This window comes from Kitasatospora sp. NPDC036934, from assembly GCF_055608425.1.
The window spans coordinates 1-23,196 of record NZ_JBVJQR010000018.1; the positions used below are offsets into that span (position 1 = coordinate 1).

General features: G+C 72.7%; 15 protein-coding genes, 1 rRNA gene and 1 pseudogene. 5 read left to right on the plus strand and 12 right to left on the minus strand.

Features of this window, described 5'->3' with window-relative positions; genetic code table 11:
* Positions 1-80 (plus strand): 5S ribosomal RNA (gene rrf / locus ACZ7BZ_RS25995); the annotation flags it as partial.
* Between the two features lie 219 nt (positions 81-299).
* Entirely contained in the window at positions 300-2,408 is a 2,109-nt protein-coding gene (locus ACZ7BZ_RS26000) for a phosphocholine-specific phospholipase C (RefSeq protein WP_470360397.1), read from the plus strand.
* Between the two features lie 70 nt (positions 2,409-2,478).
* Here the strand turns inward: ACZ7BZ_RS26000 and ACZ7BZ_RS26005 are convergent, their stop codons facing one another.
* Complete coding sequence (locus tag ACZ7BZ_RS26005) at positions 2,479-3,123, minus strand: hypothetical protein (RefSeq protein WP_470360398.1); 645 nt, start codon at positions 3,121-3,123, stop codon at positions 2,479-2,481.
* A 444-nt stretch (positions 3,124-3,567) separates the two neighbouring features.
* Between ACZ7BZ_RS26005 and ACZ7BZ_RS26010 the strand changes: the two genes are divergently transcribed.
* The 3 genes from ACZ7BZ_RS26010 to ACZ7BZ_RS26020 all read left to right on the plus strand — a co-directional run bounded on the left by ACZ7BZ_RS26010 (position 3,568) and on the right by ACZ7BZ_RS26020 (position 7,625).
* A complete protein-coding gene (locus ACZ7BZ_RS26010) occupies positions 3,568-4,653 on the plus strand; it encodes a C40 family peptidase (protein WP_470360399.1) in 1,086 nt (361 codons plus the stop codon).
* Positions 4,654-4,829: 176 nt separating this feature from the next.
* Complete coding sequence (locus ACZ7BZ_RS26015; RefSeq protein WP_470360400.1) at positions 4,830-5,426, plus strand: hypothetical protein; 597 nt, start codon at positions 4,830-4,832, stop codon at positions 5,424-5,426.
* 504 nt (positions 5,427-5,930) lie between these two features.
* Positions 5,931-7,625, plus strand: coding sequence for a sensor histidine kinase (locus ACZ7BZ_RS26020; protein ID WP_470360501.1), 1,695 nt, complete (start codon positions 5,931-5,933; stop codon positions 7,623-7,625).
* 19 nt (positions 7,626-7,644) lie between these two features.
* Here the strand turns inward: ACZ7BZ_RS26020 and ACZ7BZ_RS26025 are convergent, their stop codons facing one another.
* The 11 genes and pseudogenes from ACZ7BZ_RS26025 to ACZ7BZ_RS26075 all read right to left on the minus strand — a co-directional run bounded on the left by ACZ7BZ_RS26025 (position 7,645) and on the right by ACZ7BZ_RS26075 (position 23,195).
* The gene (locus tag ACZ7BZ_RS26025; RefSeq protein WP_470360401.1) at positions 7,645-8,079 is read right to left on the minus strand and encodes a pyridoxamine 5'-phosphate oxidase family protein; all 435 of its coding nucleotides are present in this window, start codon (positions 8,077-8,079) and stop codon (positions 7,645-7,647) included.
* Between the two features lie 119 nt (positions 8,080-8,198).
* A complete protein-coding gene (locus tag ACZ7BZ_RS26030) occupies positions 8,199-8,897 on the minus strand; it encodes a response regulator (protein ID WP_380463875.1) in 699 nt (232 codons plus the stop codon).
* A 172-nt stretch (positions 8,898-9,069) separates the two neighbouring features.
* Positions 9,070-10,638, minus strand: a complete 1,569-nt coding sequence (locus ACZ7BZ_RS26035) for an MFS transporter (protein WP_470360402.1) — start codon at positions 10,636-10,638, stop codon at positions 9,070-9,072.
* Between the two features lie 49 nt (positions 10,639-10,687).
* Entirely contained in the window at positions 10,688-12,025 is a 1,338-nt protein-coding gene (locus ACZ7BZ_RS26040; protein WP_470360502.1) for a DUF2252 domain-containing protein, read from the minus strand.
* A gap of 96 nt (positions 12,026-12,121) precedes the next feature.
* Positions 12,122-12,475, minus strand: coding sequence for a hypothetical protein (locus ACZ7BZ_RS26045; protein WP_470360403.1), 354 nt, complete (start codon positions 12,473-12,475; stop codon positions 12,122-12,124).
* 493 nt (positions 12,476-12,968) lie between these two features.
* Positions 12,969-17,615, minus strand: a complete 4,647-nt coding sequence (locus ACZ7BZ_RS26050) for an HAD-IC family P-type ATPase (protein ID WP_470360404.1) — start codon at positions 17,613-17,615, stop codon at positions 12,969-12,971.
* Between the two features lie 30 nt (positions 17,616-17,645).
* A complete protein-coding gene (locus ACZ7BZ_RS26055) occupies positions 17,646-18,110 on the minus strand; it encodes a hypothetical protein (RefSeq protein WP_470360405.1) in 465 nt (154 codons plus the stop codon).
* Positions 18,111-18,277: 167 nt separating this feature from the next.
* Positions 18,278-18,487 (minus strand): annotated as a pseudogene (locus tag ACZ7BZ_RS26060) (alpha/beta fold hydrolase); the annotation flags it as partial.
* A 228-nt stretch (positions 18,488-18,715) separates the two neighbouring features.
* Positions 18,716-21,367, minus strand: a complete 2,652-nt coding sequence (locus ACZ7BZ_RS26065; protein ID WP_470360406.1) for a glycoside hydrolase family 31 protein — start codon at positions 21,365-21,367, stop codon at positions 18,716-18,718.
* A 95-nt stretch (positions 21,368-21,462) separates the two neighbouring features.
* Positions 21,463-22,308 carry a carbohydrate ABC transporter permease gene (locus tag ACZ7BZ_RS26070; RefSeq protein WP_470360407.1) on the minus strand — a complete coding sequence of 282 codons (846 nt, stop codon included), beginning with the start codon at positions 22,306-22,308 and terminating at the stop codon, positions 21,463-21,465.
* Positions 22,305-23,195, minus strand: a complete 891-nt coding sequence (locus tag ACZ7BZ_RS26075; protein ID WP_470360408.1) for a carbohydrate ABC transporter permease — start codon at positions 23,193-23,195, stop codon at positions 22,305-22,307. Before ACZ7BZ_RS26075 ends, ACZ7BZ_RS26070 begins: the two co-directional genes overlap by 4 nt.
* Position 23,196 lies beyond the last annotated feature (1 nt).

Here is a 23,196-nt window from a genome sequence, read left to right on the forward strand (position 1 = left end):
TTCCGAACCCGGAAGCTAAGCCTCACAGCGCCGATGGTACTGCAGGGGGGACCCTGTGGGAGAGTAGGACGCCGCCGAACAATTCTTCAGAAAAGCCCCCGCCGGGTGAACCGGGCGGGGGCTTTTCGCGTTTCCGGGCCTGCCGGCCCGGTCGGCCGATGCACGGGGGGAGTTGGCTGGACAACAGTTGGCCGAAAGCTCACGCGGCGTTCGCTGGAGGACTGTGTACGGCCCGTGTGCGATGCCTATGTTCGAGCCTTCTCCGTACCCGTGCAGTGCACGACTGGGAAGGACCTCCCATGGCCTCCATCGACAGGCGCCGATTTCTTCAGTTGGGCGGTGCGTCCGTGGCCGCCGCCGGCCTCGGGGCGTTCCCGCCCGCGGTCAGCAAGGCGCTGGCCCTGCCAGCGATCAGCAGGAACCGCTCGATCAAGGACGTCGAACACGTCGTCATCCTGATGCAGGAGAACCGTTCCTTCGACCATTACTTCGGCACCCTCCGAGGGGTCCGCGGCTTCGCCGACCCGCGTCCCACGCTGCTGTCCGACGGCCGTCCCAACTGGCACCAGCCGGCCGCCGCGGTGAAGACCGGGCGGTACCACGACCGTGGTCTGCCGGCCTCCGAGAAGGAGGTGCTGCCCTGGTACATCGACCCCCGGAACACCACCGAGTACCAGGCCGGTACGGACCACGGCTGGAGCAGTGGCCACCTCGCCTGGAACGAAGGGCGCCACGACCAGTGGGTGAACCAGAAGCAGGACGTCATGACGATGGGTCACCTCAAGCGCCAGGACCTCCAGTACCACTTCGCCCTCGCCGACGCGTTCACCGTCTGCGACTCGTACTTCTGCTCCGTCCACGCGGACACCGCCCCCAACCGCATCTACCTCTGGACCGGCACCAGCGACCCGCGCAACGTGTACGGCCGCAAGCCCAACGGGCCCGGCCTGGAGGAGCGCAACAACAAGAACGGCTACACCTGGACGACGTACCCGGAGCGGCTGGAGGACGCCGGGGTCAGCTGGAAGCTGTACCAGGGCGGTTCCGGTGAGCCGGGCACCCCGACGGACAACTACACCGACAACTCGCTGATGTTCTTCGAGCGGTACCAGGTCGCCGAGGGCGCGTCCGGTCCGCTGGTGGAGAAGGGGGCGACGGACCACACGCTCAAGGAGTTCCGGGCCGACGTCGAGCAGGGCCGGTTGCCGCAGGTCTCCTGGATCGTCCCGCCGTACAAGTACAGCGAGCACCCCTCCGCGACGCCAACCGACGGCGCGTACTACATCAACCTGGTGCTGGACGCGCTCACGTCCAACCCCGAGGTGTGGGGCCGGACCGTCTTCCTCATCAACTACGACGAGAACGACGGCCTGTTCGACCACGTCGTCCCGCCGATGCCCCCGGTCGTCAGTCGCCCGGGCGGCCAGGGCATGGTCTCCACGGACCTGGAGGCCAGCCTCGGTGACGAACTGCTCGACCTCGGCAGGTACCCGGGCGAGATGAGCCCGCTGGTGCCGGGCGCGGACCGCGGCGGACTGCAGCCGATCGGCCTCGGCCCGCGGGTGCCGCTGCTCGTCATCTCCCCGTGGTCGCGCGGCGGTTGGGTCTGCTCGGAGACCTTCGACCACACCTCGGTGCTGAGGTTCCTGGAGGCCCGGTTCGGCATCGAGGAGCCCAACATCAGCGCCTGGCGCCGCGCGGTCTGCGGTGACCTCACCTCGGCGCTCGACTTCTCCGGCGCCGACCCGAAGCCGGTCTCGATCCCGGTGCCGGCGCCGATCGCCTCGCAGGGCAAGCCCTACCAGGTGCCGATGCCCCAGCGGATGCCCACCCAGGAGCCGGGCACCCGCCCGGCCCGCGCGCTCCCGTACGACCTGCGGGTCAACGAGGACGAGACCGACGACGCCACGGTGTTCCAGCTCAACCTGAACAACCGGGGCTCGGCGGGTGCCTGGCTCTACGTCTACGACCGGCTGGCGCCGACGGCGGCCCCCCGCCGCTACACCATCTCGGCCGGCGACAGCTTCGAGGACCACTGGCCGCTGACCGACGGCGGCTACCACCTCGTCGCCCACGGGCCGAACGGTTCGGTGCAGGAGTTCGAGGGCAAGACGGTGGGCGGCCTGGTCGCCCGCTTCGAGCCCGCGAAGAACAGGGTGCGGGTCACGGTGTCCAACCACGGGGACACCACCCGCACGGTCACCGCCGAGGAGGCCTACACCAAGGGCGCGAAGCAAGGCCGTACCCTGCGCCCCGGCGACGACGCCCGGTTCACCTTCGAACTGCGCGCCGACAGCCGCTGGTACGACGTCACGGTGACGGGCACGGACGGACCGGCGTTCCGCCGCCGCTGGGCCGGACACGCGGAGAACGGTCGCCCCGGCACCAGCGACCCCGGGCCGCGCTGACCCCGGGCCCGGGAAGGCAACGGGTCGCCCGCCTCGCACACGTGGGGCGGGCGACCGGGCCGGCGGGCCGTCAGGGGCGGCCCGGCACCCACAGCGGGACGGGGCCGAGCAGGGGCATGGCCCGCGCGGCGTCCTGCTCCAGCCAGCCCTCCACCCGTGCCGGATCGCCCTCGCTCAGCTCGACCAGCGCGGCGGCGGCGATCCGGGCGCAGCACAGCACCAGGGCCAGGGTGTCCTGGCGGCGGTGTCGCTCCCGGACGTAGGCCTCGACCCGTTCCGCCACGCGGAGGTGGTGGGACGGGCCGTCCTCGGCGGTCAGCGCCTGGACCCCGTGCCAGATCAGGGTCAGCGCGCAGGGCTCGGCCGGGTGGGTCACCTCCTCCCGGTGGGCCTGCTCACGGGCCTCCGCCGAGCGCTGCCCGAGCCATCCGAGGGCCGTCGCCGCGTCGTCGGCGCAGGAGCGCAGCAGCAGCTCGGCCGCCTGCGCCACGACGGCGGGCAGCACCGCCGAGGCCGCCACCCGCAATCCGGGGGCCGGCGCGTCGCCGAAGGACAGCCAGGCGTCCGCGAAGGAGGCCGCGCGCAGCCCGCCCACCCAGGCGGGCGCCCCGCCCGTGGACCCCACCCACTCCTCGGCCCCCAGCCGCACCAGCCCCACCGCGACCAGATTCGCCGCGTCCCCGTCCAGCCCCAGCAGCCGTCCGCTCCGCACCACGCACCCCCACCTGCGTTCGTCACTCGTCGGTCACATCCCATCACAGCGAGGCGGGAACGAACTAGGCAGGGCCACGTCACAAATCGATTCCGACACGAAGCACCTTTCGGCGGTGGCTCCGGCGCGATCGGCGCGGTCGGCGGTGGCTCCGGCGCGGTCGGCGTGGTCGACACCCGTCGCCGGGAGGCCGAGCGGGCCCCGTAGGGACGCAGGCCCGGGCTCGGGGACGGGCTCGTTCGGACAGGGACGGGTCGCACCCAGAAATGGGGACGCGTCTCACCGCGCAGGCCAGCGCCGTGAGACGCGTCCCGGCGGCCGGTGGGACGAACGGCCGTCTCCCGTACGGAGGGTGGAGTGAGGCAGAGTGCTGCTGCGACCCGGTGATCACGAGCCGGCTCCCGGGGTCGCTCCCTGTGACGACCCCTCATGGATTCGGAGAACCCTGTGAGTACCCTCCTCCCCACCCGGCGCCGGTTGTCGCTGGGCCTGGCCCTGGCGTCCGTGTTGACCGGTGTCGGCGCGTACACCGCCTCGGTCGCCTCCGCCGCCACCGCGCCGGCCCCGATACCGATCACCTCCCCGTCCTGCCCGGCCAACCTGACGCAGGGCGAGGCCGACGGCTGCGTCACCCAGCTCCAGACGGAGCTCAACCTGACCGGCGCGACCCTCACCGTGGACGGGCAGTTCGGGTCTGCCACCGGCACGGCCGTGCGCACCTTCCAGTCCTCGCACTCGCTGACGGCCGACGGCATCGTGGGGCCGGCCACCAAGGCGAAGCTCGACGCGGCGGCCGCCGCCGCCACCGGCACCGTGGACCTGCGCACCCAGTGCGGGACGCTGCAGACCGGTGCCTCCGGGCAGTGCGCCTCGACGCTGCAGACGATGCTGAACACCTTCAACGCCGGCCGCCTCACCGTGGACGGGCAGTTCGGGCCGGCCACCGACACCGCCGTGCGCAACTTCCAGGCCGCGCACTCGCTGGCCATCGACGGCATCGTCGGCACCTCCGTCAAGAACGCCCTCTACACCAGCACCCCCACCCCGCTGCCCAGCGGCACCATCGACCCCACCAAGGTCCTGAACGCGGCGAAGTCCTACCTGGGCCTCCCGTACGTGTGGGGCGGTGGCCACTCGCTGCGCGGTGAGGGCGCCGGCCCGACGCTCGGCACCTGCGACGGCTACACCGGCTCGATCCAGCCCTGCCCGGCCAACACCACCGTGGGCTTCGACTGTTCGGGCCTGGTCCGGGCGGCCTTCTGGTTCGGCGCCGGGATCGACCTCGCCAACGGCGGCGACACCACCGAGCAGACCCTGGACAAGCACCTCACCCCGATCACCGAGGCCCAGCGCCGCCCCGGCGACGTCGAGTACTTCGGCACCGATGCCCACAACACCGTCCACGTCGTGCTCTACGCCGGCACCGACCCCGCTACCGGCGCCGACATGATGTACGAGGCCAAGGAGACCGGCACCAACGTCCACTACGTCGGCCTGCGCACCGGCGGCTACTGGTACCACGTCACGGCCTGACCTCACGGACCGTACGGGCGTCGCGCGGGGGACGGCAGCCGTCCCCCGCGCGACGCGCCGTCGGATCGCGGGGCCGCCCGGTTCGGCTCGGCTCGAACCCTGTCGGGGCCGTCGTCCGTGGTACCGGTTGAGGCCGGGTGACAGCCGGCGAGGACGGACGCGGGAGGACAGCAGCGATGGCCTGGTACCAGGGGCCGAGCCGGATCACGGTGACGGCGGTGGAAGGGGATTGGCCGCAGCGCGCGGTGGTGATCGTCCGGGGAGCCGCGCCGGTGGAGATCCCGGCGACGGTCGGCGCGGTCCACCTGGTGGAGGCGGAGAGCTGGCAGCTGGCGCTGGAGCACCGGTTCGAGGCCGAGTGGTGCCCCAACATCCGTGCTGTGCAGGGGCGTTGGCAGGAGATCCGGGGCGTGCTGACCCAGCTGGTGCACAGCCGCAACCGGGACCGGGCGGGGGACCGCCGGGACCGCAACCTGGCACTGCGGATCGAGCGGGTAGAGCCGGACGGCGGCGCGCCCGGGGCCGTCCCGGCGGCGTCGGCCGCGCGCCGGACCACGACGGCGGGGGCGCCGACCACGGGGGCGGCCCCGGGCCGGCGGACGGTCACCTCCACGGCGGACCAGGACTTCCGGCGCCCGGCCGCCACCGCCCGCCCGACCACCTCCGCGAGCCCGGCCGTCCCCGCTGTTCCCGCCGTCCCGGCCCATGTTGCCGGTCCCGCGACCGCCACCCCCGGCCGGCCCGCCTCGCCGTACCGGAGCCGGGGCGTCTGACACCGCGCCGGGTCCTGCTCCACCTCGTGCGGATCCACGGCGTGTGCCGTGTGACGCGAGCGCTTCAGGCGGTGGGTGAGCAGTCGGGTCGGCGGGTCGAGCCGAAGTGGTCGGCCGCATGTGTCCACTGAGACGCCGGCCCCTTCCGTGCTGCGCCCTGGGGCGCCACTTGTTCTTCGACGGCCCGGACCGCTTCCCGCCGGGGAGTGCGACCCCGGACTGCGCTCCGGTCATGCGCGACCTTCCCGTCAGTTGGCTGCCGCTCCCGGCCCTGGCTTCCGAGCGTGGTGCGCAACTCGCCGACTGAGGCGCCCGGTCACACGTCACCATCGCGGGGGAGGACCGCCGTTCGGAGACGATGGGTGACCGGGAGGCTGGCGGCCACGGTCGGCCCCCGATGGTGATCCGCGCTGCTGGTCCGGTCCTGTTCGGCCGGGGCACGGCTCTGCGAGAATCGACCGGTCGGCAGAACAGGCGAGGAGGTCTCCCTTGGGCGGGGACGAGATGCGGTCACGGATTCCACAACTGCGGCTGGACGAGCTGCTGGAGGAGCTCCAGGCGCGCATCGACGCCGCTCGGGGGACCCGGGACCGGGTGCACAGCCTGCTGGAGGCGGTGCTGTCGGTGGGCCGGGAGCTGGATCTGACCCAGGTGCTGCGGCGCATCGTCGAGGCGGCCGCGGTGTTGGTGGACGCCCGGTACGCGGCGCTCGGAGTGATCGGCCCGGACGGGGAGACGCTGTCGGAGTTCCTCACTGTCGGTCTGTCCGAGGAGGAGATCGCGAAGATCGGCCCCTACCCGACGGGCCGGGGCATCCTCGGAGAGTTGATCCACCACCCCGAGGCGCTGCGGCTCGGGGAGCTGTCCGGGCACCGGGCGTCCTACGGGTTCCCGGCGAACCATCCGCCGATGCGCACGTTCCTCGGTGTGCCGGTGCGGGTGCGCGCCGAGGTGTTCGGCAACCTCTACCTCACGGACAAGCGGGGCGGGGAGGAATTCGACGCCGACGACGAGTCGGTGATCTCGACGCTTGCGGTGGCGGCCGGGGTGGCGATCGACAACGCCCGCCTGTACGAGGAGTCGCAGCGCCAGCACCGCTGGCTGGCCGCGAACGCCGAGATCACCCGCGGGCTGCTGTCCGGCAGTGCCCGCTCCCAGGTGCTGGAGCTGATCGCCCAGCGCGCGCGGGAGATCACCGGGTCGGAGCTGGCCGACGTGTCCGTCCCCGTCGCCGGCACCGAGGCAGTGCGGGTGGAGCTCGCACTGGGTGGGGACGAAGCCGAGCGGTTGGGCCTGGTGGTGCCGTTCGAAGGCTCGTTGTCGGGCGAGGCGTGTGTTCAGGGCTCACCGGCGGCGACGGCCGATCTGGCGGGCGACCCGAGGTTGACGGCGGGCCCGCGGCGCTTCGACGGCCTGGGGCCGGCGGTCGCGGTGCCGCTCGGCCGGGGCGCAGGCCAGGTCGAGGGTGTGCTGCTGCTGGCCAGGCGGTCAGGAGAGACGCCGTTCACGGAGCGGGAGATCACCCCGCTGCTGGGGTTCGCCGACCAGGCGGCGCTGGCCCTGGAGCTGGCGGAGCGCCGCCGCGACGCGGAGCAGCTGGCGATGCTGGAGGACCGCGACCGGATCGCCCGCGATCTGCACGACCTGGCGATCCAGCGGCTGTTCGCGACCGGGATGACGCTGCAGAGCGCGGCCCGCTTGATCGACCACTCCGGTGCCTCGGACCGGGTGCTGCGGGCGGTCGGTGACCTGGACGAGACCATCAAGATCATCCGCTCGACGATCTTCGGCCTCCGCGCCCGGGACGACAACGCGGGCCAGGGCCTTCGCGCCCGGGTGGTGCGCGTCGTCGAGCAAGCCCAGGCGGCGCTGGGCTTCGCGCCGAGACTGAGCATGGAAGGCCTGCTCGACACGGACGTTCCCGCGGAGGTGGCCGAGCACGTGGTGGCGGTACTGGGGGAGGCGCTGAGCAACGCGGCCCGGCACGCGAAGGCCCGCCGCGTCGAGGTGGTGCTCCAGGCGGCCGGGGCACGGGTCGTGCTGACCGTACGGGATGACGGCGCCGGGATCCCGGAGCAGGGACGACGCAGCGGCCTGCGCAATCTCGCCGAGCGGGCCGAGAGCCTCGGCGGCACCCTGGAACTCGCGAGCCCGCCGGAGGGTGGGACGGACCTGGTGTGGTCGGTGCCGCTCGGCTGACCCGGGCAGGGTGCCGCACTCATGTCGCGGGTCGGCGTTCGCCCGCCGGCCTGGACTGACGCGGTAGCGAGGCGGGTAGGATTCGGCCCTTCAGCAGTTCGGGCCGGATCCGGACGGTCACCCGGCCGGCGGGTCGGGCTGCCGGGGCGATCTCGGCCGGGGGAGGCTCCTCGCTCACGACGGCCCGGCCGAGCACGGTCACGCTCCAGCCGCTGCCGTCGGTCTCGTCCACCTCGCTGACCTCGAAGGCGACGAGAGCTCCCGAGACGGCCCGGATCAGCTCGGAGTCGGCGGCGGCGCTCAGCAGCACCCCCGCGTCACCGTCGAGGAGGTACCGGGTGGGGAGGACGGCCGGCAGGGCGCCCACGGTGTAGACGACGCGGCCGATCGAGGCCGTGGCCAGGAGCCGCAGGCACTGCCGCTCGTCCAGCGACGGCGTGGTATCGGGTGTCATGGCATCGATGCTCGCGCTGCGCCCTCCGGTGGGGGAGGGGCCATTGGTCCCCGGGCGGCGGCCGGCGGGCCCGGTTCCGGGCGGGCCGGGCGGCTTTCCGGTGGGCAGCGGAGACGGGTTCAGCGGGTGGGTCGCCCGGTGCCCTGCTTCTGGACGGCGAGGGTCTCCGTGGCGATGATGGCGGCCTGGACCCGGCGCTCCACGCCGAGTTTGGCGAGCAGCCGGGAGACGTGGTTCTTGACGGTCTTCTCGGCGAGGTAGAGTCGCTGGCCGATCTGGCGGTTGGTCAGCCCTTCGCCGACGAGGGCGAGGATCTCCCGTTCCCGGTCGGTGAGTTCGGGGAAGGCCTGGGTCGGAGCGGGAGCGTCGCCCCGCAGCCGGGCCATCAGGCGGGTGGTGGCGCCGGGGTCGAGCATGGACTGACCGGCGGCGACGGTCCGTACGGCGGAGACGAGATCGGTGCCGCTGATCTGCTTCAGGACGTAGCCGGCGGCGCCGGCCATGATGGAGTCGAGCAGGGCCTCCTCGTCGTCGAAGGAGGTGAGCATCAGGCAGGCGAGTTCGGGCATGCGTGAGCGGAGTTCGCGGCACACGGTCACGCCGTCGCCGTCCGGCAGCCGCATGTCCAGGATGGCGACGTCGGGACGCAGGGCCGGCACGCGGGTGATCGCCTGCTCGGCGGTGGCGGCCTCGCCGATCACGGTCAGTCCGGGCTCCGCGTCCAGCAGGTCGTGGACACCCCGGCGAACGACCTCGTGGTCGTCGAGGAGGAACACCTTGACGGGGGTGATCGACTGCTCTGCCGCGTGGTCGGCCATCGCTTCTCCGTACTTCGGGGCCCGGCACCGGATGGTGCGGACGCAACCTGCGAGGAGTCTGCCGCGTGCGCGAGCGCACCGGTAGGGCCGGAAGACCCTGTCCCCGGCGAGGCAGCGGCCGGCGGGAGCCGTGATGATGTGGTGTCGCCGTGCCACGACCCTTCGGCGGCGGTCAGGTGCCGCGGAGCTTCGCCGGACCACCGCTCTCGCCGCGAGGTGGCCGGGTGGCGGGCAGCCGGCGGGTGAAGGGGAAGCCGGCCAAGGTGATCCCGGCGGCGGCCAGGATGCCGGCCTTCAGGCCGTCGAGCTGGGCGGTCCGGTACGCGGTGATCACGGCGTCCGCCTCCGACGGCGGGATCGAGGTCGTCGCGAGGGCGGCGGCGGCCTGGTCGGCCGGTACGAAGTTGAGCCCGGACTCGACCTGGATCCCGGCCTGTTGGCGGACGGCGTCCGAGACCGCCGGGTCCTTCGCCAGCGCACTGGTGAAGGCACTCGCCAAGGCGCCGATCAGAATGGCGCCGATCAGTGCGGTACCGAGGGACGAGCCGAGGTTCTGGGCCGTGTACTGCAGGCCGCCGACCTCGCTGCGTTCGGATTCTCCGACGCTCGACTGCACGACGTTGCCCAGCTGGGAGGCGAGCAGCCCCATCCCCAGCCCGAGCAGCGCCATCGCCAGGGCGAAGGACAGGTCGTCGAGGTCGGGCTTGATGGTGCCGAGCAACCACAGGGCCGCGGCGAACAGCACCAGCAGGCCGACCCGGACGACGGTCCGGGGAGACGCGAACCGGCCCAGCACCGGACCGCTCATCGCGGCCGCCAGCATCGTGATCGAGACGGGCAGCAGCCTCAGCCCGGTCTGGAAGGCGTCCAGCCCCTGCACGACCTGGAGGTAGAGCGGAATCGCGAAGAACAGGCCGAGCAGGACGACGTTCTGGCTGAACAGCATCAGCAGACCGGAGCGCAGGCTGGGGATGCCGAACAGCGTGAACCGCACCAGCGGGTCCGTCCGGCGAGCCTCCCAGAGGCGGAAGAGGTAGAGGAGGGCGAGGCCGAGCGCGATGACGAAGACCGTCGGGGCGAACCCGAGGACCGTGAAAGGGGCATTGCGCGGACGGAGCCATCCCCAGGAACTGCTCTGCAGGACGGCCAGCACCACGAGGGTCAGTCCGGCGACCGACAGCACCACACCGCCCACGTCGAGCCGTGGGCGGTGCTCGGGCGCCGGCTGTGGCGGGATCCAGCGCATGAAGAGGAGGATGACGACCACGAGCACGGCCTCACCGGCGAACACCAGGCGCCAGGTCAGGTACGTGGTCACCCATCCTCCGAGCAGCGGTCCCACCGCGATCCCCGCCCCGGCCAGTCCGCCGATGACCCCGTAGGCGGTCGAGCGGTCGCGGCCCCGGTACGTGCCCGCCACCAGGGCGGCGAGGGCCGGCAGCACCAGCGCGGCCCCGAAACCCTCGATGACGGACCAGCCGAGCGCCAGTACCACCAGGGTGGGCGCGACGGCGGTGAGGGTGGAGCCGACCGCGTAGACGACGAGTCCGATGACGAAGATCCGGCGGCGTCCGAACATGTCGCCGAGCTTCCCGCCGGTGATCATGAAGGCGGCCATGACCAGCGTGTAGAGAGTGATGACCGCCTGGATCGCCGTCACCTCGGTGTCGAAGTCGATCACCAGCTGGCTGATCGACACGTTCATCACCGAGGCGTCCAACACCATGAGGAACTGTGCCATCCCGAGGATGATCAGGACCTTCCACCGACTCACTGGGCCTCCAAGGGTTTCACACGCCGACTCGCGCGTTGATCCGGCCGTCGCTGATCGCGGTGAGGAGCGCGGCGTGGTCGGCGCGGGTTCGTTCCGCGTACGCAAGGGCGAAGTCGGCGACGGCGCGGTCGAAGCCGTCACCGGAGCCGAGGTACGCGGCGATCGCGACCCGGTCCCCGGTGCGCGCGTGCCCGCGGGCGAGGGTGCGGCCGCACAGGTCGGCGTACTGCTCCAGCAGGAGCCGCGGCATGCCCTCGACGACGGCGGCGCCCTTCATGTCGCGCAGCTGCCGCCAGTAGAAGTCGCGGCCCGCCGGGCCGGTGGCCCAGCCCAGGAAGATGTCGCCGGCGGCCTGGAGCGCGCGCTGCCCGACGACCACCCGCTGGCCCTGGTGCCGGTGAGGGCTGGGCGCGAGATGCGGTTCCAGCACCGACCGCTCGGCTTCCTTCACCTGGAGGACGAGCGGCTCACCGGTGTTGCGCCCACGGAACAGGCCGATGTAGCAACGAGTGCCTACGCTGCCCACGCCGACCACCTTGCGGGCCGCGTCGACCAGCTCGAAGCGGTCGAGGAGCGCTGCGCGTTCCTCCGGCAGGGTGTCGCGGTAGTCCTGGAGGACCTGCCGGAGGAGGGGCAGCTCCTCCGGGGCCACCGGCTCCAGCAGCGGTGGATCGTGGATGATGCGGGGTCGGCCGCCCGGGCCCGGCTCGGTGAGCTTGGCCAGGGCGTGCAGACTGGTGCGCCTGCGGGCCTTCTTCAGGGTGGCCTCGACGCGCGCTCGGTACTTCGGTTTCCGGATCCGCGGCAGCAGGTCGGCGGTGTCCACCCGCTCGTACCAGACGTCGAGTTCGCCGAGGCCGGCGAGCCGTCGCATGGCGAGCCGGTACGCGCGGACGGAGGCCCGTGCAGCGGCCCGCGCGGACGAGTCGGACCCCCGGTTCTCGAACGCGGCGACGGCGACACTGGCGGCGAGGCGTTTGACGTCCCATTCGAAGGGGCCGGGCAGGGTCTCGTCGAAGTCGTTGAGATCGAACAGCAGGGCGCGCTCGGGCGAGGCGAAGAGGCCGAAGTTGCACAGGTGCGCGTCCCCGCAGAGCTGGACGTCCAGGCCGGTGTTCGCGGTGGCGGCGAGGTCCGCGACCATGATCGCGGGCGCACCGCGCAGGAAGGCGAAGCGGGAGCCCGCCATTCGGCCGTACCGGATCGGTACCAGCTCCGGAACACGGCAGGCGGCCTGGCGTTCGAGGACGTCGACGGGGTCGGGCCGGTCCGGCGCGGAGATCCAGTTCCCGTGGGCCGAGCGCGGCACGCGCTCACGGGCTCGTCTTCCCGCGCCGATGGAGTCGGAGGTCATGGCTTCCACTCGGCCAGTGTCGCCGCCCCCCGATGGACCGGCTCCCTCAGGCGGCTGTTCGGATGCCGCCGCCGCTCGCTCCGGGTGCTGTGGGCGTCACGCCCGTACCTGCTGGTGTCCCGGGTGCGTGGCCTCCCTGACACTGCCCTTGATGTGGGCGAGGCCGCGGGCCATGGCACCGGCCAGGAGGAACACGGCAGTGATGAAGATCCATCCGTCCCTCTCGTCGACGCCGGCGCCGACAGCCGGGGCGGGCCGCTCCGCCACGGGTGAGTCCGGCGGGGCGGGGTGCGTCATCGTCTTGGCGATCGCGACGACACCGGACAGCGCGTGCTTGATCGCGTCGGCGGCGACCACCGAGGTTCCGAGCACGACCCAGCCGAGCCGTCCGATCTGCTCCGGAGCGGGCGTCGTGGCCGGACGTGATACCTGGTGGTGGATGCCGGGCATGCGTCTCGCCTCCTTTGCCGAGTTCTTGCCGAGGTGGAAGGGGTGGTCCCTCCCTCTCCCTCCCGAGGTTCGCAGAGTTCGGCCGGCGTGCCATGAGTCGTCCGGCCCATGCACGGGGGCCGGTCGTCCGCCGGAACCCACTTCACGCCGTCGTCCCAAGCGAGCCGGGGGTGTCCTGCCGCGACCGGTCGACGGGGCGGGCTCCGATGACGCCGGTGCTGGCGGGGAGGGCCGTTCGCGAGGGAGTCCTCACCGCCGTCGAGTCGATCATCATGCTGGACGCCGGGTGCTGGCTCGAGTTCCCGGGTCACCGAACGGCCCGGCCTGGTGGGCTGGCCCACCTGCCACTGGGCCACCGATCAGCCCGCGCCCGTGGCCGCGGCGGCCGGCCGCTGAGCGGATCCTGCGGGGCCCTGCCGCACGGCTGACACGGTGCATCCGATCGGGTGGACCCGCCCCCGCTGCCGGAAGCACGGGAGTCCCCCTCGCAGGCTCACGCGCCCAGCCGCGCCCCGAGCGCCGACAGTCGCCGGTCGAGCGTCGGCATCACGCGCGGTGCCCAGGCGGCGACGGCGATCGCGGTGGCGACTCCGGCCCAGGCGACCGGGCCGAGGGGTGTGCAGCCGAAGAACCGGCTGACCAGAGGCGTCTCGATCAGGCCGACCAGTACGGCGGCCGATCCGAGGACGGTCACCAGCACCAGCGGACTGTGGCGCCGGCCGGCCAGGGTCTGGGCGAGTTGGGCGCCGACCACTCCGCACAGCGCCATCGTGCTGGTCCGCCGCGCGGAGCCCGGGGTGATCGTGCCGATCAGCCAGGCCGTGCTCGCGCCGAGTGTGGTGACGATGCCCCGGTGGCGGATCTGCCGGGTCAGCGGGTCGCCGAGCGCCGCGAGGCCGACGGGGGCACTGTCCCCCAGGGCCGACCCGCCGTCCGGCCGCTCGTCGAGGGTCTCGTCCCGGGGAGTGACCGAGACGGCCATGGCGGGAAACATGTCGGTGAGCAGGTTGACCAGCAGGATCTGCCGGGTCGACAGCGGCGACGAGCCGGAGAGCAGTGTGCCGAGCACCGAGAAGCCGATCTCGCCGGCGTTGCCGCCGATCAGCACGCTGATCGCGTCCGCGACGCTGCGCCACAGCGCACGGCCTTCGGCGACGGCGGCGACCAGCATCGACAGGTCATCGCTGGTGATCACCAGGTCGGCCGCGTTGCGGGCCGCCGCCGAGCCGCGCGCGGCGATGCCGATACCGACGTCGGCGGCACGGATGGCGGCGGCGTCGTTCGCACCGTCCCCGACCATGGCCACCACCTGCCCGGCTTCCTGGAGCGCCTCCACCACGTGCAACTTCTGTTCGGGCGCGACCCGGGCCACCACTCCGGCCTCGCGCAACAGGCGGGTCCGCCCGGCCCGGTCCCGGGCGGCCAGCTCGTCACCCGTGACCACCACGACGTCGTCCGGCCAGCCGAGCTGGACGGCGACGGCTCGGGCGGTCCGCGGGTGGTCGCCGGTGAGCATGACGGGCCGCACGCCGGCCTCGCGCAGGTCGGCCACCAGCGGCGCGGAGCTGGGACGAGGGGTGTCGGCCAGCCCGACGAACCCGAGCAGTTCCATGCCCGCCGGGGGCCGCGCCAGCGCCTCGGAGGCTTCGTCGTCGGGCCCGAGTCGGGCACTGGCGACCGCCAGCACCCGCAGGCCGTCGGCGGCCAGGGACTGTGCGGCGGCGTCCCCGCGGGCGTTCTCGCAGGCCGGCAGGACGACCTCGGGTGCGCCCTTCACCAGCAGGAACTCCGCACCGTCCGCGCCGGTCCCCACGGCGGCCGCGTAGCCGCGGCTGGCCTCGAACGGCTGCACCGCGCCGGGTGTCCACGGCGACCCGGGCGGCGCCGCGACGAGGATCGCCTCATCGGTGGAGTGCGCGTGGACGCCCGCCTCGGCCTCGGGGGTTCGGCAGGTCAGTGCGGCGGCCTGGAGCACCGGCGCCGCATCGGCGGCGTCCGCCGGGTGTTCGGCACCGTCCGCGGTGGCGACCCGGTCCACGTGCAACCGGTTCGCGGTCAGGGTGCCGGTCTTGTCGAAGCAGACGGTGTCCATCCGGCCGAGCGCCTCCAGCGCGCGCGGGGTGCGGACCAGGATGCCGATCCGGCTGAGCCGGCGTGTCGCGGCCAGCTGCGCGACGGTCGCCACCAGAGGCAGACCCTCGGGGACGGCGGCGACGGCAACCGCCAGTCCGCCGCGGACCGCCTGTCGCACCGGCCGGCCGCGCAGCAGCGAAAGGCCGGTCACGGCGGCGCCGCCCAGCAGGGTGAACGGCAACATCTCGCTGGTCAGTTCGTGCAGCCGGGCCTGTACGCCGGGGGCCTGCTGGGCGCGCGAGGCCAGCTGCGCCGCTCGGCCGGCCTCGGTCTGGTCACCCGTACCGGCCACCACGGCGCGGCCGTGTCCCGCGACCACCGTGGTGCCCTCGAAGACCATGCAGTGGCGCTCGGCCACGGGAGCCTGTGGCGTGGCGTCCACCTGTTTGCCGGTCGGCAGCGATTCACCGGTCAGTGAGGACTCGTCGACCTCGAGATCCTCGGCTTCCAGCAGCCGGGCATCAGCCGGCACCACGTCACCGGTGTACAGCTCGATCACCTCACCCGGCGTCAGCCGCCCGGCCTCCACCGTCCTGGTCTTCCCGGCCGCCAAGTCGACGACCTTACGGGCCTTTTGACGCTCACCCAGCTTCAGGCCGGCGAGCGCGCGCTCGGCGCGCAACCGCTGTACGCCGCCGACCAGCGCGTTCACGGCCATCGCGCCGACCACCAGCAGCGCGTCCACGGTGGACCCCAGCAGCGCCGAGGCCACCGCCCCGACCAGGAGCAGCGGGGTCAGTGGATCGCGCAGTTCGGCACGCACGGCCACCAGAAGACGGACCGTCAGGCGCGCCGGGGTGAACGCGGGAAGCCGCGCGGCCCTGCCCGCCATCGTCCGCAGGCCCGCCGGTACGGTCGGCTCGCGCGCCTCGGCGCCGGCGCGCAGCCGGGTCAACGCCTCCTGCGGCAGCAGGGCGTGCCAGGGCACCCGGGGCGGCGGGTGCGGCGCGCGATCGACGCTCACGCCGAGGGCGGCCCGCCAGCCGGAGACGAGCGCGGCGGCAGCGGCGGCATTGACCGGGCTGACCCGGAAGCCGAGCGGGAAGGTGAGGAGCTTGGAACGCGCACCCCTCGTCACCACCATCAGCCCGGCGAGCGCCGCACCCGCCTCGGCGAAGACCTTGGAGTGCTCCCCGACCGCGCGTGCGGCCGGGATCGCCGCCAGCAGCCGCCACGCCCCGGTCAGTCCGTGCAGCAGCAGGACGTCCGCGCCCCAGACGACCGCACTGCGCTCGTCGGTGAGCGAGACGGCGATGTCGCTGCGCAGCAGCCCGGCCAGCACCTCTCGGCCGGCCTGGCCCAGCTCCTCTTCCGTCGCGGCGTCACCGCCCGGGACGTGAGCCACCGTCAGGACCACCCGGCCGTCGCGCTGGAGCCCTCGGACCACCTCGGCCAACGGCTCTTCCGCGCCCACGAGTTCGTCCGCGAGCGCGGCGAAGTCGCCCAGTGTTCCGTCGTCCTGGACGACGACGTGGAGGCCGGCCCGGCGGGCCGCATCCAGGGCCGCCTCGGCCAGCGGGTCGACCTCCCAGCCGACCAGGACGGTGCCGACGTCCTCACCGCCCGACGAGGCGATCATCAGTCCGGTGTCCGATTCGCCCTGGTCCGGCACCGGGCGCAGGTCCAACTCCACTTCCCCGCCCGGTGGTTCCCCGCCGGACCGTTGGCCACCCGACACCTGGCCACCCGGCTGTTGGGCGCCCGACTGTTTGGCGCCCGACTGTTCGGCGCCCGGCTGTTGGGCGTCCGACTCCAGGGCCGCCGTCGCGGCCTGCCACAGCCGGTCGTGGTCCCAGTCGCTCACGTTCGGATTGACGTCCAGGACGGTACGCCGGGTGCTGCGCAGCGCCTGCGGGTGCAGCACCACGGTGTCCACGAGTTCCAGCTGCCGCAGCCGGTCGAGGTTGCGCACCAGGACGCCTTCGCGGGCCAGCTCCGTGCCCAGGGCCGCGGCGAAGGCGGCCGGGCCGTAGCGGGCGGCCTTCGGGTTCCCGGCCAGCAGCGCCTCGGCCGCCTCGTGCACGTCACGCGTGAACAGCAGCGCTCCGGCCGCGCCGAGCAGCGTTCCGGTGACCGCCTGGTCCCGGTACTCCTCGCCCGGGTAGCGGTGGATCGGCGGGCGGGCGACCCGACTGCCGCCCAGGCTCAGCCGCTCCGGCGCGCAGACCGTGTCGTGGGCGGCGTCGAAGGCTGCCGCCCTGGCGATGGACTCGGTCAACTGGCCCAGCCGCAGCGCGGCGTCCAGCGCGAGGGCGGTTGGCGACTGCCCGATGCCGTGGGCGGCGGCGTTGACGCCGGCCAGGACCAGATCGGTGGCCGAGCGGCCCAGCCGGCGCCGCATGACCGTCCGGACGTGAGGGTCCTCGCGCAGCAGCGTGACACCGGCGGTGACGAGGTGCGGCGCGCTCTTCAGGCGGACCGTCCGCGCGGCGACCGCCGTGGCGATGCCGACCGCGTCGCAGGCCACGGCGAGCGCCCCGGACCGGATGCCCCCGGTGTGGCCGGGGTGCGCCGGTTCCAGGACGTCCTCGTCGGGACGTTCCAGCTTCTGTGCGGCGGCCAACTCGGTCGCCCGGTCCACCACCCGGTCGGTGACCGCGTCCTGGGTCATCTGCACGACCAGCCGGGCCAGCCCGCCGTCCCAGTAGGCGGCGAGCACGTCCGGCCGCTTGGTCAGCCCGGCCGCCACCCGCTTCGCCGCCGCTTCCACGGTCCGGGCGGTGGCACCCGGGCCGGGACGCAGCGGAAGCTGTACCCGGGATCCGGCGAGCCAGTACCCGCGCCCGGGCGTCACCGCGTTGACGCCGACCCGGCCCACCCGCACCGCCGCGGATGACACCGCCGCCGCCCCGCGCGCGGAGGTGCGCACGCCGGCCTCAGCAGTCTCGACCGCCCCCTGCACGGCAGCCCCTACCGCCGGGAGAATCCGACGGGCTCCCCGGACGGGTGCCCCCAGTGCGAGGTCCAAACCCGCTGCGGGCAGCCGTGCGACCAGGTGCAGGAGCATCTCTCACCTCACGGGACCGGACCGACGCCCCTAGCGGCCGGCCGTCGGGGCCGGTGATCCGGCTGCGGTCCGGCTCCGGGAGGCCTTGGTCGTGGTCGTCTTCGCCGTACGCGGCTTCGTCGTCGCCTTGCGCTTGGCCGACGGCGCCGCCTCGGCACGCGGAGCGGGCGCCGTGCCCGTCCTGGCCTCCGAGGCGCCGGCGTCGGCTGCGCCCTTCGGGCCCGACTGGGTCAGCCACACCACCGCGGCACCCGCGGCCGCCACCGGCCACTCGACCACACCTGCCGCGCCCAGCAGGCCGACACCTGCATAGGCCGCGATCCGGCGCGAGCGGGGTGACACGACGCCGACCGCGTCCAGGACGCCGTCGAATGCCCCTTTGACCCTGTCGGCACCGGGCACACGGCTCGCTGCCGTCATGACCGTGTCGATCGGACGAAGCAGCTTCTCCGCGGCCGAGGCGGACGTTGAAGGTGTGCGCTTGTTCGTGACCATGGGCCGTCTCACCTCCTCTTCGTCGCATACCCGGCATTCCGGGACGGAAATCAGCTCCTGCCCGGTCAGTGCGCCCTGGCGGACTTCCGGACGGTCTGAGCCCCGGTGTCCTTCCGTCCGGGCAGGGCGTGGGGAGGCCGGGGCTCAGGGGCGGGGCGGGCCCGCGGTCACTCGGCGAGGAGGGCCGGCAGTGCCGCGTTGACCGCCTCGGCGTGGGTCCACAGCAGGCCGTGCGGTGCGCCCTCGATCCCCACGTACTCGGCGGAGGGCAGCGCGCGGTGGAAGGGCCGGCCGGTGCTGTCGACGGGCAGGATGCGGTCGGCGGTGCCGTGCACGATCAGGGCCGGCACGTCGATGCGGGGGATGTCGGCGCGGAAGCCGCTCGGGAGTGCCCGTCGAGCGGGAAGCGGCTGCAGTGGACGACAAGCTGGGACGATCGTGCCCGGACGGTCGGCGCTGCGCGCACCGCGTGTCGTCCGGGAAGGCCGGACGCCCGTCCCGGAGCCACGTGGGGGTGGCCCCGGGACAGGTGGGGGCGGTCAGGTGGTCGGTTTGGATCTACGGATCTACGGATCTACGGATCTACGGGTCCATGCATCTGCGGATCAGTGGATCAGGTGGAGGGTGAACGCCTCGGCGGTGGAGAGGGAGGGGGTCTTGACCTGGGTCACGCCGGTGGCCTCGTCGTGGTACCAGCCGGAGGGGGCGGAGTCGAGGGCGGCGGCCGAGTCGAGGTGGGGCAGCGGGCCGCCGCGGGTGACGACCAGGTGCGGGGCGGACTGGCCGTGGACGGTGAAGCGGTACGAGCGGGCGTCCGGCTTGCCGGTGTAACCGCCCTCGCTGGCGCCGACCTCGACGGTGGTGACCGGTCCATCGGCGTGGACGTCGACGCGCTGGGTGGCGGAGGAGCCCGCGCCGTACTGGCGGGTGACGCCGTCGTCCTCGTAGAGGGTGTAGCTGGAGTCGCCCTGGGGGTAGAGGTCGTAGTCGAGTTCGGTGCGGTCGCGGTTCTGCCAGGACAGCGTGCCCTGGGGCCACATCGGGACGATCGAGCCGCCCTTGACGAACAGCGGCAGGGTGTCGAGCGGGGCGGAGTAGCCGTTGATCGTGGTGGGGCCCTGGTAGGTGCGTCCGGTCCAGTAGTCGGTCCAGGTGCCCTCGGGCAGGTAGATGCCGTCGCGCACCGAGGTGTCGGAGTAGACCGGGGCGACCAGGAAGTCCGGCCCGGCGAGGAACTCGTACTTGGCGTTCGGCCCGAGGGCCCCCGGGTCGTGCGGGTACTCCAGGGCGAGCGGGCGGACCGCGCCGATGCCGGTGCGGGTGGCCTCGGCGGACAGGGTGTACATGTACGGCAGCAGCCGTTCCTTCAGCTGCAGGTACTTGCGGTTGATCGAGGTGTAGGGCTCGCCGTCCAGCCAGGGCTGCTGGTCACGCTGCTCCTTGCCGGTCATGTCCCTGGCCCAGCCGTCCATGGTCATGATGGTCGGCAGGAAGGCCTTCCACTGCAGGTCGCGGGTGTACATCTCGGGGTCGCGGCGGAAGATCGAGCCGACGTCGCCGGTGTCGTAGGCGATGCCGGACATGGTGGCGCCTGCGTAGGTGGGGATCTGCCAGCGGATGTAGTCCCAGGACAGGCTCTGGTCGCCGCTCCACAGCACGCCGCAGCGCTGGGCGCCGGCCCAGGAGACCGGTAGCCAGACGAAGCCGCGGGCGTCGCTGTTGTCCTCGATGCCGGCCTTGGCCTGGTCGCAGGCGTTGAGGGCGAAGCCGTAGCCGTTGCCGACCCAGGCGACGTCGAGCTTGCGCACCCGGACCCCTGCCTTGACCTCCTCGGCCTGGTTGGGCAGGCCGTTCTGGGTCCACAGGCCGAGCTGGGCGTGGTCCTTGCGCAGTCCCTCGCCGGTCTGCGGGAGGTTCTCGTAGCCGCAGCCGTAGCCGTCGTTGACGAGCATCCAGCCGAGCGGCATCTGGTTCTGCACGTAGCCGTCGGCGACCTTGAGGGCGTCGGTGGTGTGGCGTTCGCCGCGGTTGGCGTTGTGCAGGTAGCAGTCGGAGTCGCCGGGTTCCAGGCCGTAGACCGGCGGCATGAAGGGCTTGCCGACCAGGGAGGTGTACTGGCCGATGACGGACTTGACGTCGCCGGTGAAGTAGTAGGCGTCCAGCCGCCGTTCCTGCTGCCCGGTGCGCACCGGCGAGCCGAAGTCGTAGATCCCGGGGGCGAAGGTGTTGCGGAAGACGCCGTAGCCGGCGGTGGAGACGTAGAACGGCTGGGAGTTGTTGTAGCCGCCCTCGTTCCAGTTGGTGCTGTTGGAGACGTGGACGGTCTGGTCGCGGTGCGAGAAGCTGCCGTTCTGTTCGCCGCCGCCGAAGAACTGCTCGTCGGCGCCGCGGGCCAGGCTCTGCCGCAGTCCGCTGGTGGACCAGCGCAGCGGGGCGTCCTCCTGCCAGATCGCGGTGCGGTTGTCGGCCTGGTAGAGGCCGAACCGCAGGGGGTGCTTGTAGACCCGCAGGACGACGTGGCCGGAGCGGATGCCGTAGTAGTCGCCGGCGTCGAACGAGGAGGTGTCGGGCTGGAGTTCGGGCTGTTTGCGGATCATCGTGAGGTCGGCCGGGTCGGTGATGGTGCCGTCCGGGGCGGCGCGCAGCCGCAGTTGGTCGTCGGCGAGGAAGTCGACCTTGGCCTTGAGGGCGCCCGCGGTGATGTCGTAGCTGCCGTGGCCGCCGCTGAAGGAGGTGAGGGCGCCCGCGTCGGCGGTCTGCGGCAGGTAGGCGCGGCCGGTGAAGGAGCCGCCGTGGACGTCGTACGGGACGACCAGCACGTGGTAGGTGCCGGAGGCCTTGGGGATCACCGTGGCCTCGGGGTCGGCGGTGCCGGCGCTCTCGGCGACCTCCTTGCCGTTGGCGTCGTAGATGTAGAGGTCGAAGTCGTCGGTGGGGTTCTGCCACTGGACGGAGATCGGCACGCCCCCCTCCGGGTTGTCGTTCCAGTAGCCGTCGGGGACGTTCACCGTGAGGTCGAAGCGGCCGCAGACCGTGCCGTCCGGGTCCTGGGCGGCGGCCGGGCAGGAACCCGCCCCGCCCATGGTGCCCTTGGCGTAGACGGGGCTCTGCCAACTGACGTTCTGGTGGCCGCCGTCCAGCACGGCCGCGGCGGGGGCGGCGGCGCGGGCCGGCAGGACGGGGCCGGCCACGGCGGCGATGCTGGTGAGGGCCGCCGCGAGGGCGGCCCGCCGGAGGTGGGGTCGGAGCAGGCGCACGGGGGTTCTCCTGTCGACTCGGTGGCTCGATCGTCTTTCTCTGCGGGCTACATGACTGATGACGTGCTTGACCGGCGGGTTACTTCGCCGACGGGCTACTTGACCGATCCGGCGGTGAGCCCGGAGACCACGTGCCGCTCGATCACGGCGAACAGCACCACGACCGGCACGATCGCCACGACCGAACCGGCGAACAGGTAGTTCCACTGGACTGTGTAGTTGCCGATGAAGCTGTTGATGCCGACGGTGAGCGGCTGGGCGGTCGGGGCGGTGGACAGCGTCAGGCCCATCACGAACTCGTTCCAGGCGGAGATGAAGGTGAAGATCAGCGCCGTGACCACGCCCGGCAGGGACAGCGGCAGCACCACCCGGCGCAGCGCCCCGAGCCGGCCCAGGCCGTCCAGCAGGGCGGCCTCCTCCAGTTCCACCGGGATCGAGGAGATGTACGCGGTGAGGATCCAGACCGCGAAGGCCAGGTTGAAGGCGGCGTTGCAGAGGATCAGCGTCCAGACCGAGTTGAGCATGTCCAGCTGGTAGAACTCCCGGTAGAGGCCCACCAGCAGGGAGGTCGGCTGGAACATCTGGGTGACCAGCACCAGCAGCAGGAACAGCCTGCGCCCCCGGTAGCGCACCCGGGCGGTGTAGTAGGCGGCGGGCAGCGCGACCAGCAGTGCCAGCACGGTGGAGCCGCCGGCCACCAGCAGGGTGACCCGCAGATTGCCGCCGAGGGTGGAGTCGCGCCAGACGCCGAGGAAGTTGGACCAGGCGAAGTGCCGTGGCAGGTAGGTCGCGTCGCGCAGTTCGTCCGCCGGGCGCAGCGCGGTGACGACCATCTCCAGGTAGGGGAGCAGGAAGAGCGCCGCCAGCAGCCAGGCCGCCCCCGCGAGCGCCAGGGTGCGCGGGCCGAGCCGCCGCTTTCGGGATATCCGACTGGACGTCAACTCTCCTCCTGGTTCCAGCGGCTGACCTTCAGGAAGGCCAGCACGAGCAGCACCACGAGCGCGAAGTTGACCACTGACATCGCCGCAGACTCCCCGATGTCGGTGTCCTTCAGCTGGTACATGAACACCGTGCTGGTGGCCGTGTCACTGCTCGGGCCGCCCTGGGTCATGCCCCAGATCACCGGGAACGAGTTGAAGACGTTGATCAGGTTGATCACCACGCCGACCAGGAAGGCCGGGCGCAGCAGCGGCAGGGTGATCCGCCGGTAGGCCTGCGCTCGCGAGGCGCCGTCCACCCGGGCCGCCTCGTACAGCTCGCCGGGGATGGTCTGCAGGCCGGCCAGCAGGGTGTAGGTGGTGAACGGCAGGGAGACGAACACCGCGACGAACACCATCCACGGCCAGGCCGTCGACGGATCGCCCAGCCAGTCCCGCGGTCCGTCGATCAGCCCGAGGTCGGTCAGTGCGGTGTTCAGCACGCCCGCCGTCCGGTCGAGCATCCAGCGGAAGCCGATCGCGGTCATCAGCACGGACGCCGCCCACGGCGCGATCAGCGCCCAACGGGCGTACCGCCGGCCGGGGAAGCGCTGGTCGAACAGCTGGGCCAGGGCGAGCGAGAGCAGCATGGTCAGGCCGACCACGGCGAGCGTCCAGACCACCGTGGCGAGCAGCACATGGCCGAGGTCGGCCTCGCCGAACAGCTTGCGGTACTTGTCCAGCCCGGCCGAGCCGCGGACGAAACCACTGGTGCTGACCCGCAGGAACGAGGTGCGGACCATCTCGTACACCGGCCACAGCACCACGGTCGCGATCAGCAGCACGGCCGGGGCGATCCACGGCAGCGGGCCCGGTCGACGGCGGCTGCGGGCAGGGGGGGAGGGAGTCACG

Coding starts and splice junctions, on each gene's coding strand:
- ACZ7BZ_RS26045 (WP_470360403.1), bottom strand. CDS start 12,475: ATGCCCGGCATCCACCACCAGGTATCACGTCCGGCCACGACGCCCGCT.
- ACZ7BZ_RS26025 (WP_470360401.1), bottom strand. CDS start 8,079: ATGACACCCGATACCACGCCGTCGCTGGACGAGCGGCAGTGCCTGCGG.
- ACZ7BZ_RS26050 (WP_470360404.1), bottom strand. CDS start 17,615: ATGCTCCTGCACCTGGTCGCACGGCTGCCCGCAGCGGGTTTGGACCTC.
- ACZ7BZ_RS26000 (WP_470360397.1), top strand. CDS start 300: ATGGCCTCCATCGACAGGCGCCGATTTCTTCAGTTGGGCGGTGCGTCC.
- ACZ7BZ_RS26015 (WP_470360400.1), top strand. CDS start 4,830: ATGGCCTGGTACCAGGGGCCGAGCCGGATCACGGTGACGGCGGTGGAA.
- ACZ7BZ_RS26055 (WP_470360405.1), bottom strand. CDS start 18,110: ATGGTCACGAACAAGCGCACACCTTCAACGTCCGCCTCGGCCGCGGAG.
- ACZ7BZ_RS26030 (WP_380463875.1), bottom strand. CDS start 8,897: ATGGCCGACCACGCGGCAGAGCAGTCGATCACCCCCGTCAAGGTGTTC.
- ACZ7BZ_RS26035 (WP_470360402.1), bottom strand. CDS start 10,638: ATGGCACAGTTCCTCATGGTGTTGGACGCCTCGGTGATGAACGTGTCG.
- ACZ7BZ_RS26020 (WP_470360501.1), top strand. CDS start 5,931: ATGCGGTCACGGATTCCACAACTGCGGCTGGACGAGCTGCTGGAGGAG.
- ACZ7BZ_RS26040 (WP_470360502.1), bottom strand. CDS start 12,025: ATGACCTCCGACTCCATCGGCGCGGGAAGACGAGCCCGTGAGCGCGTG.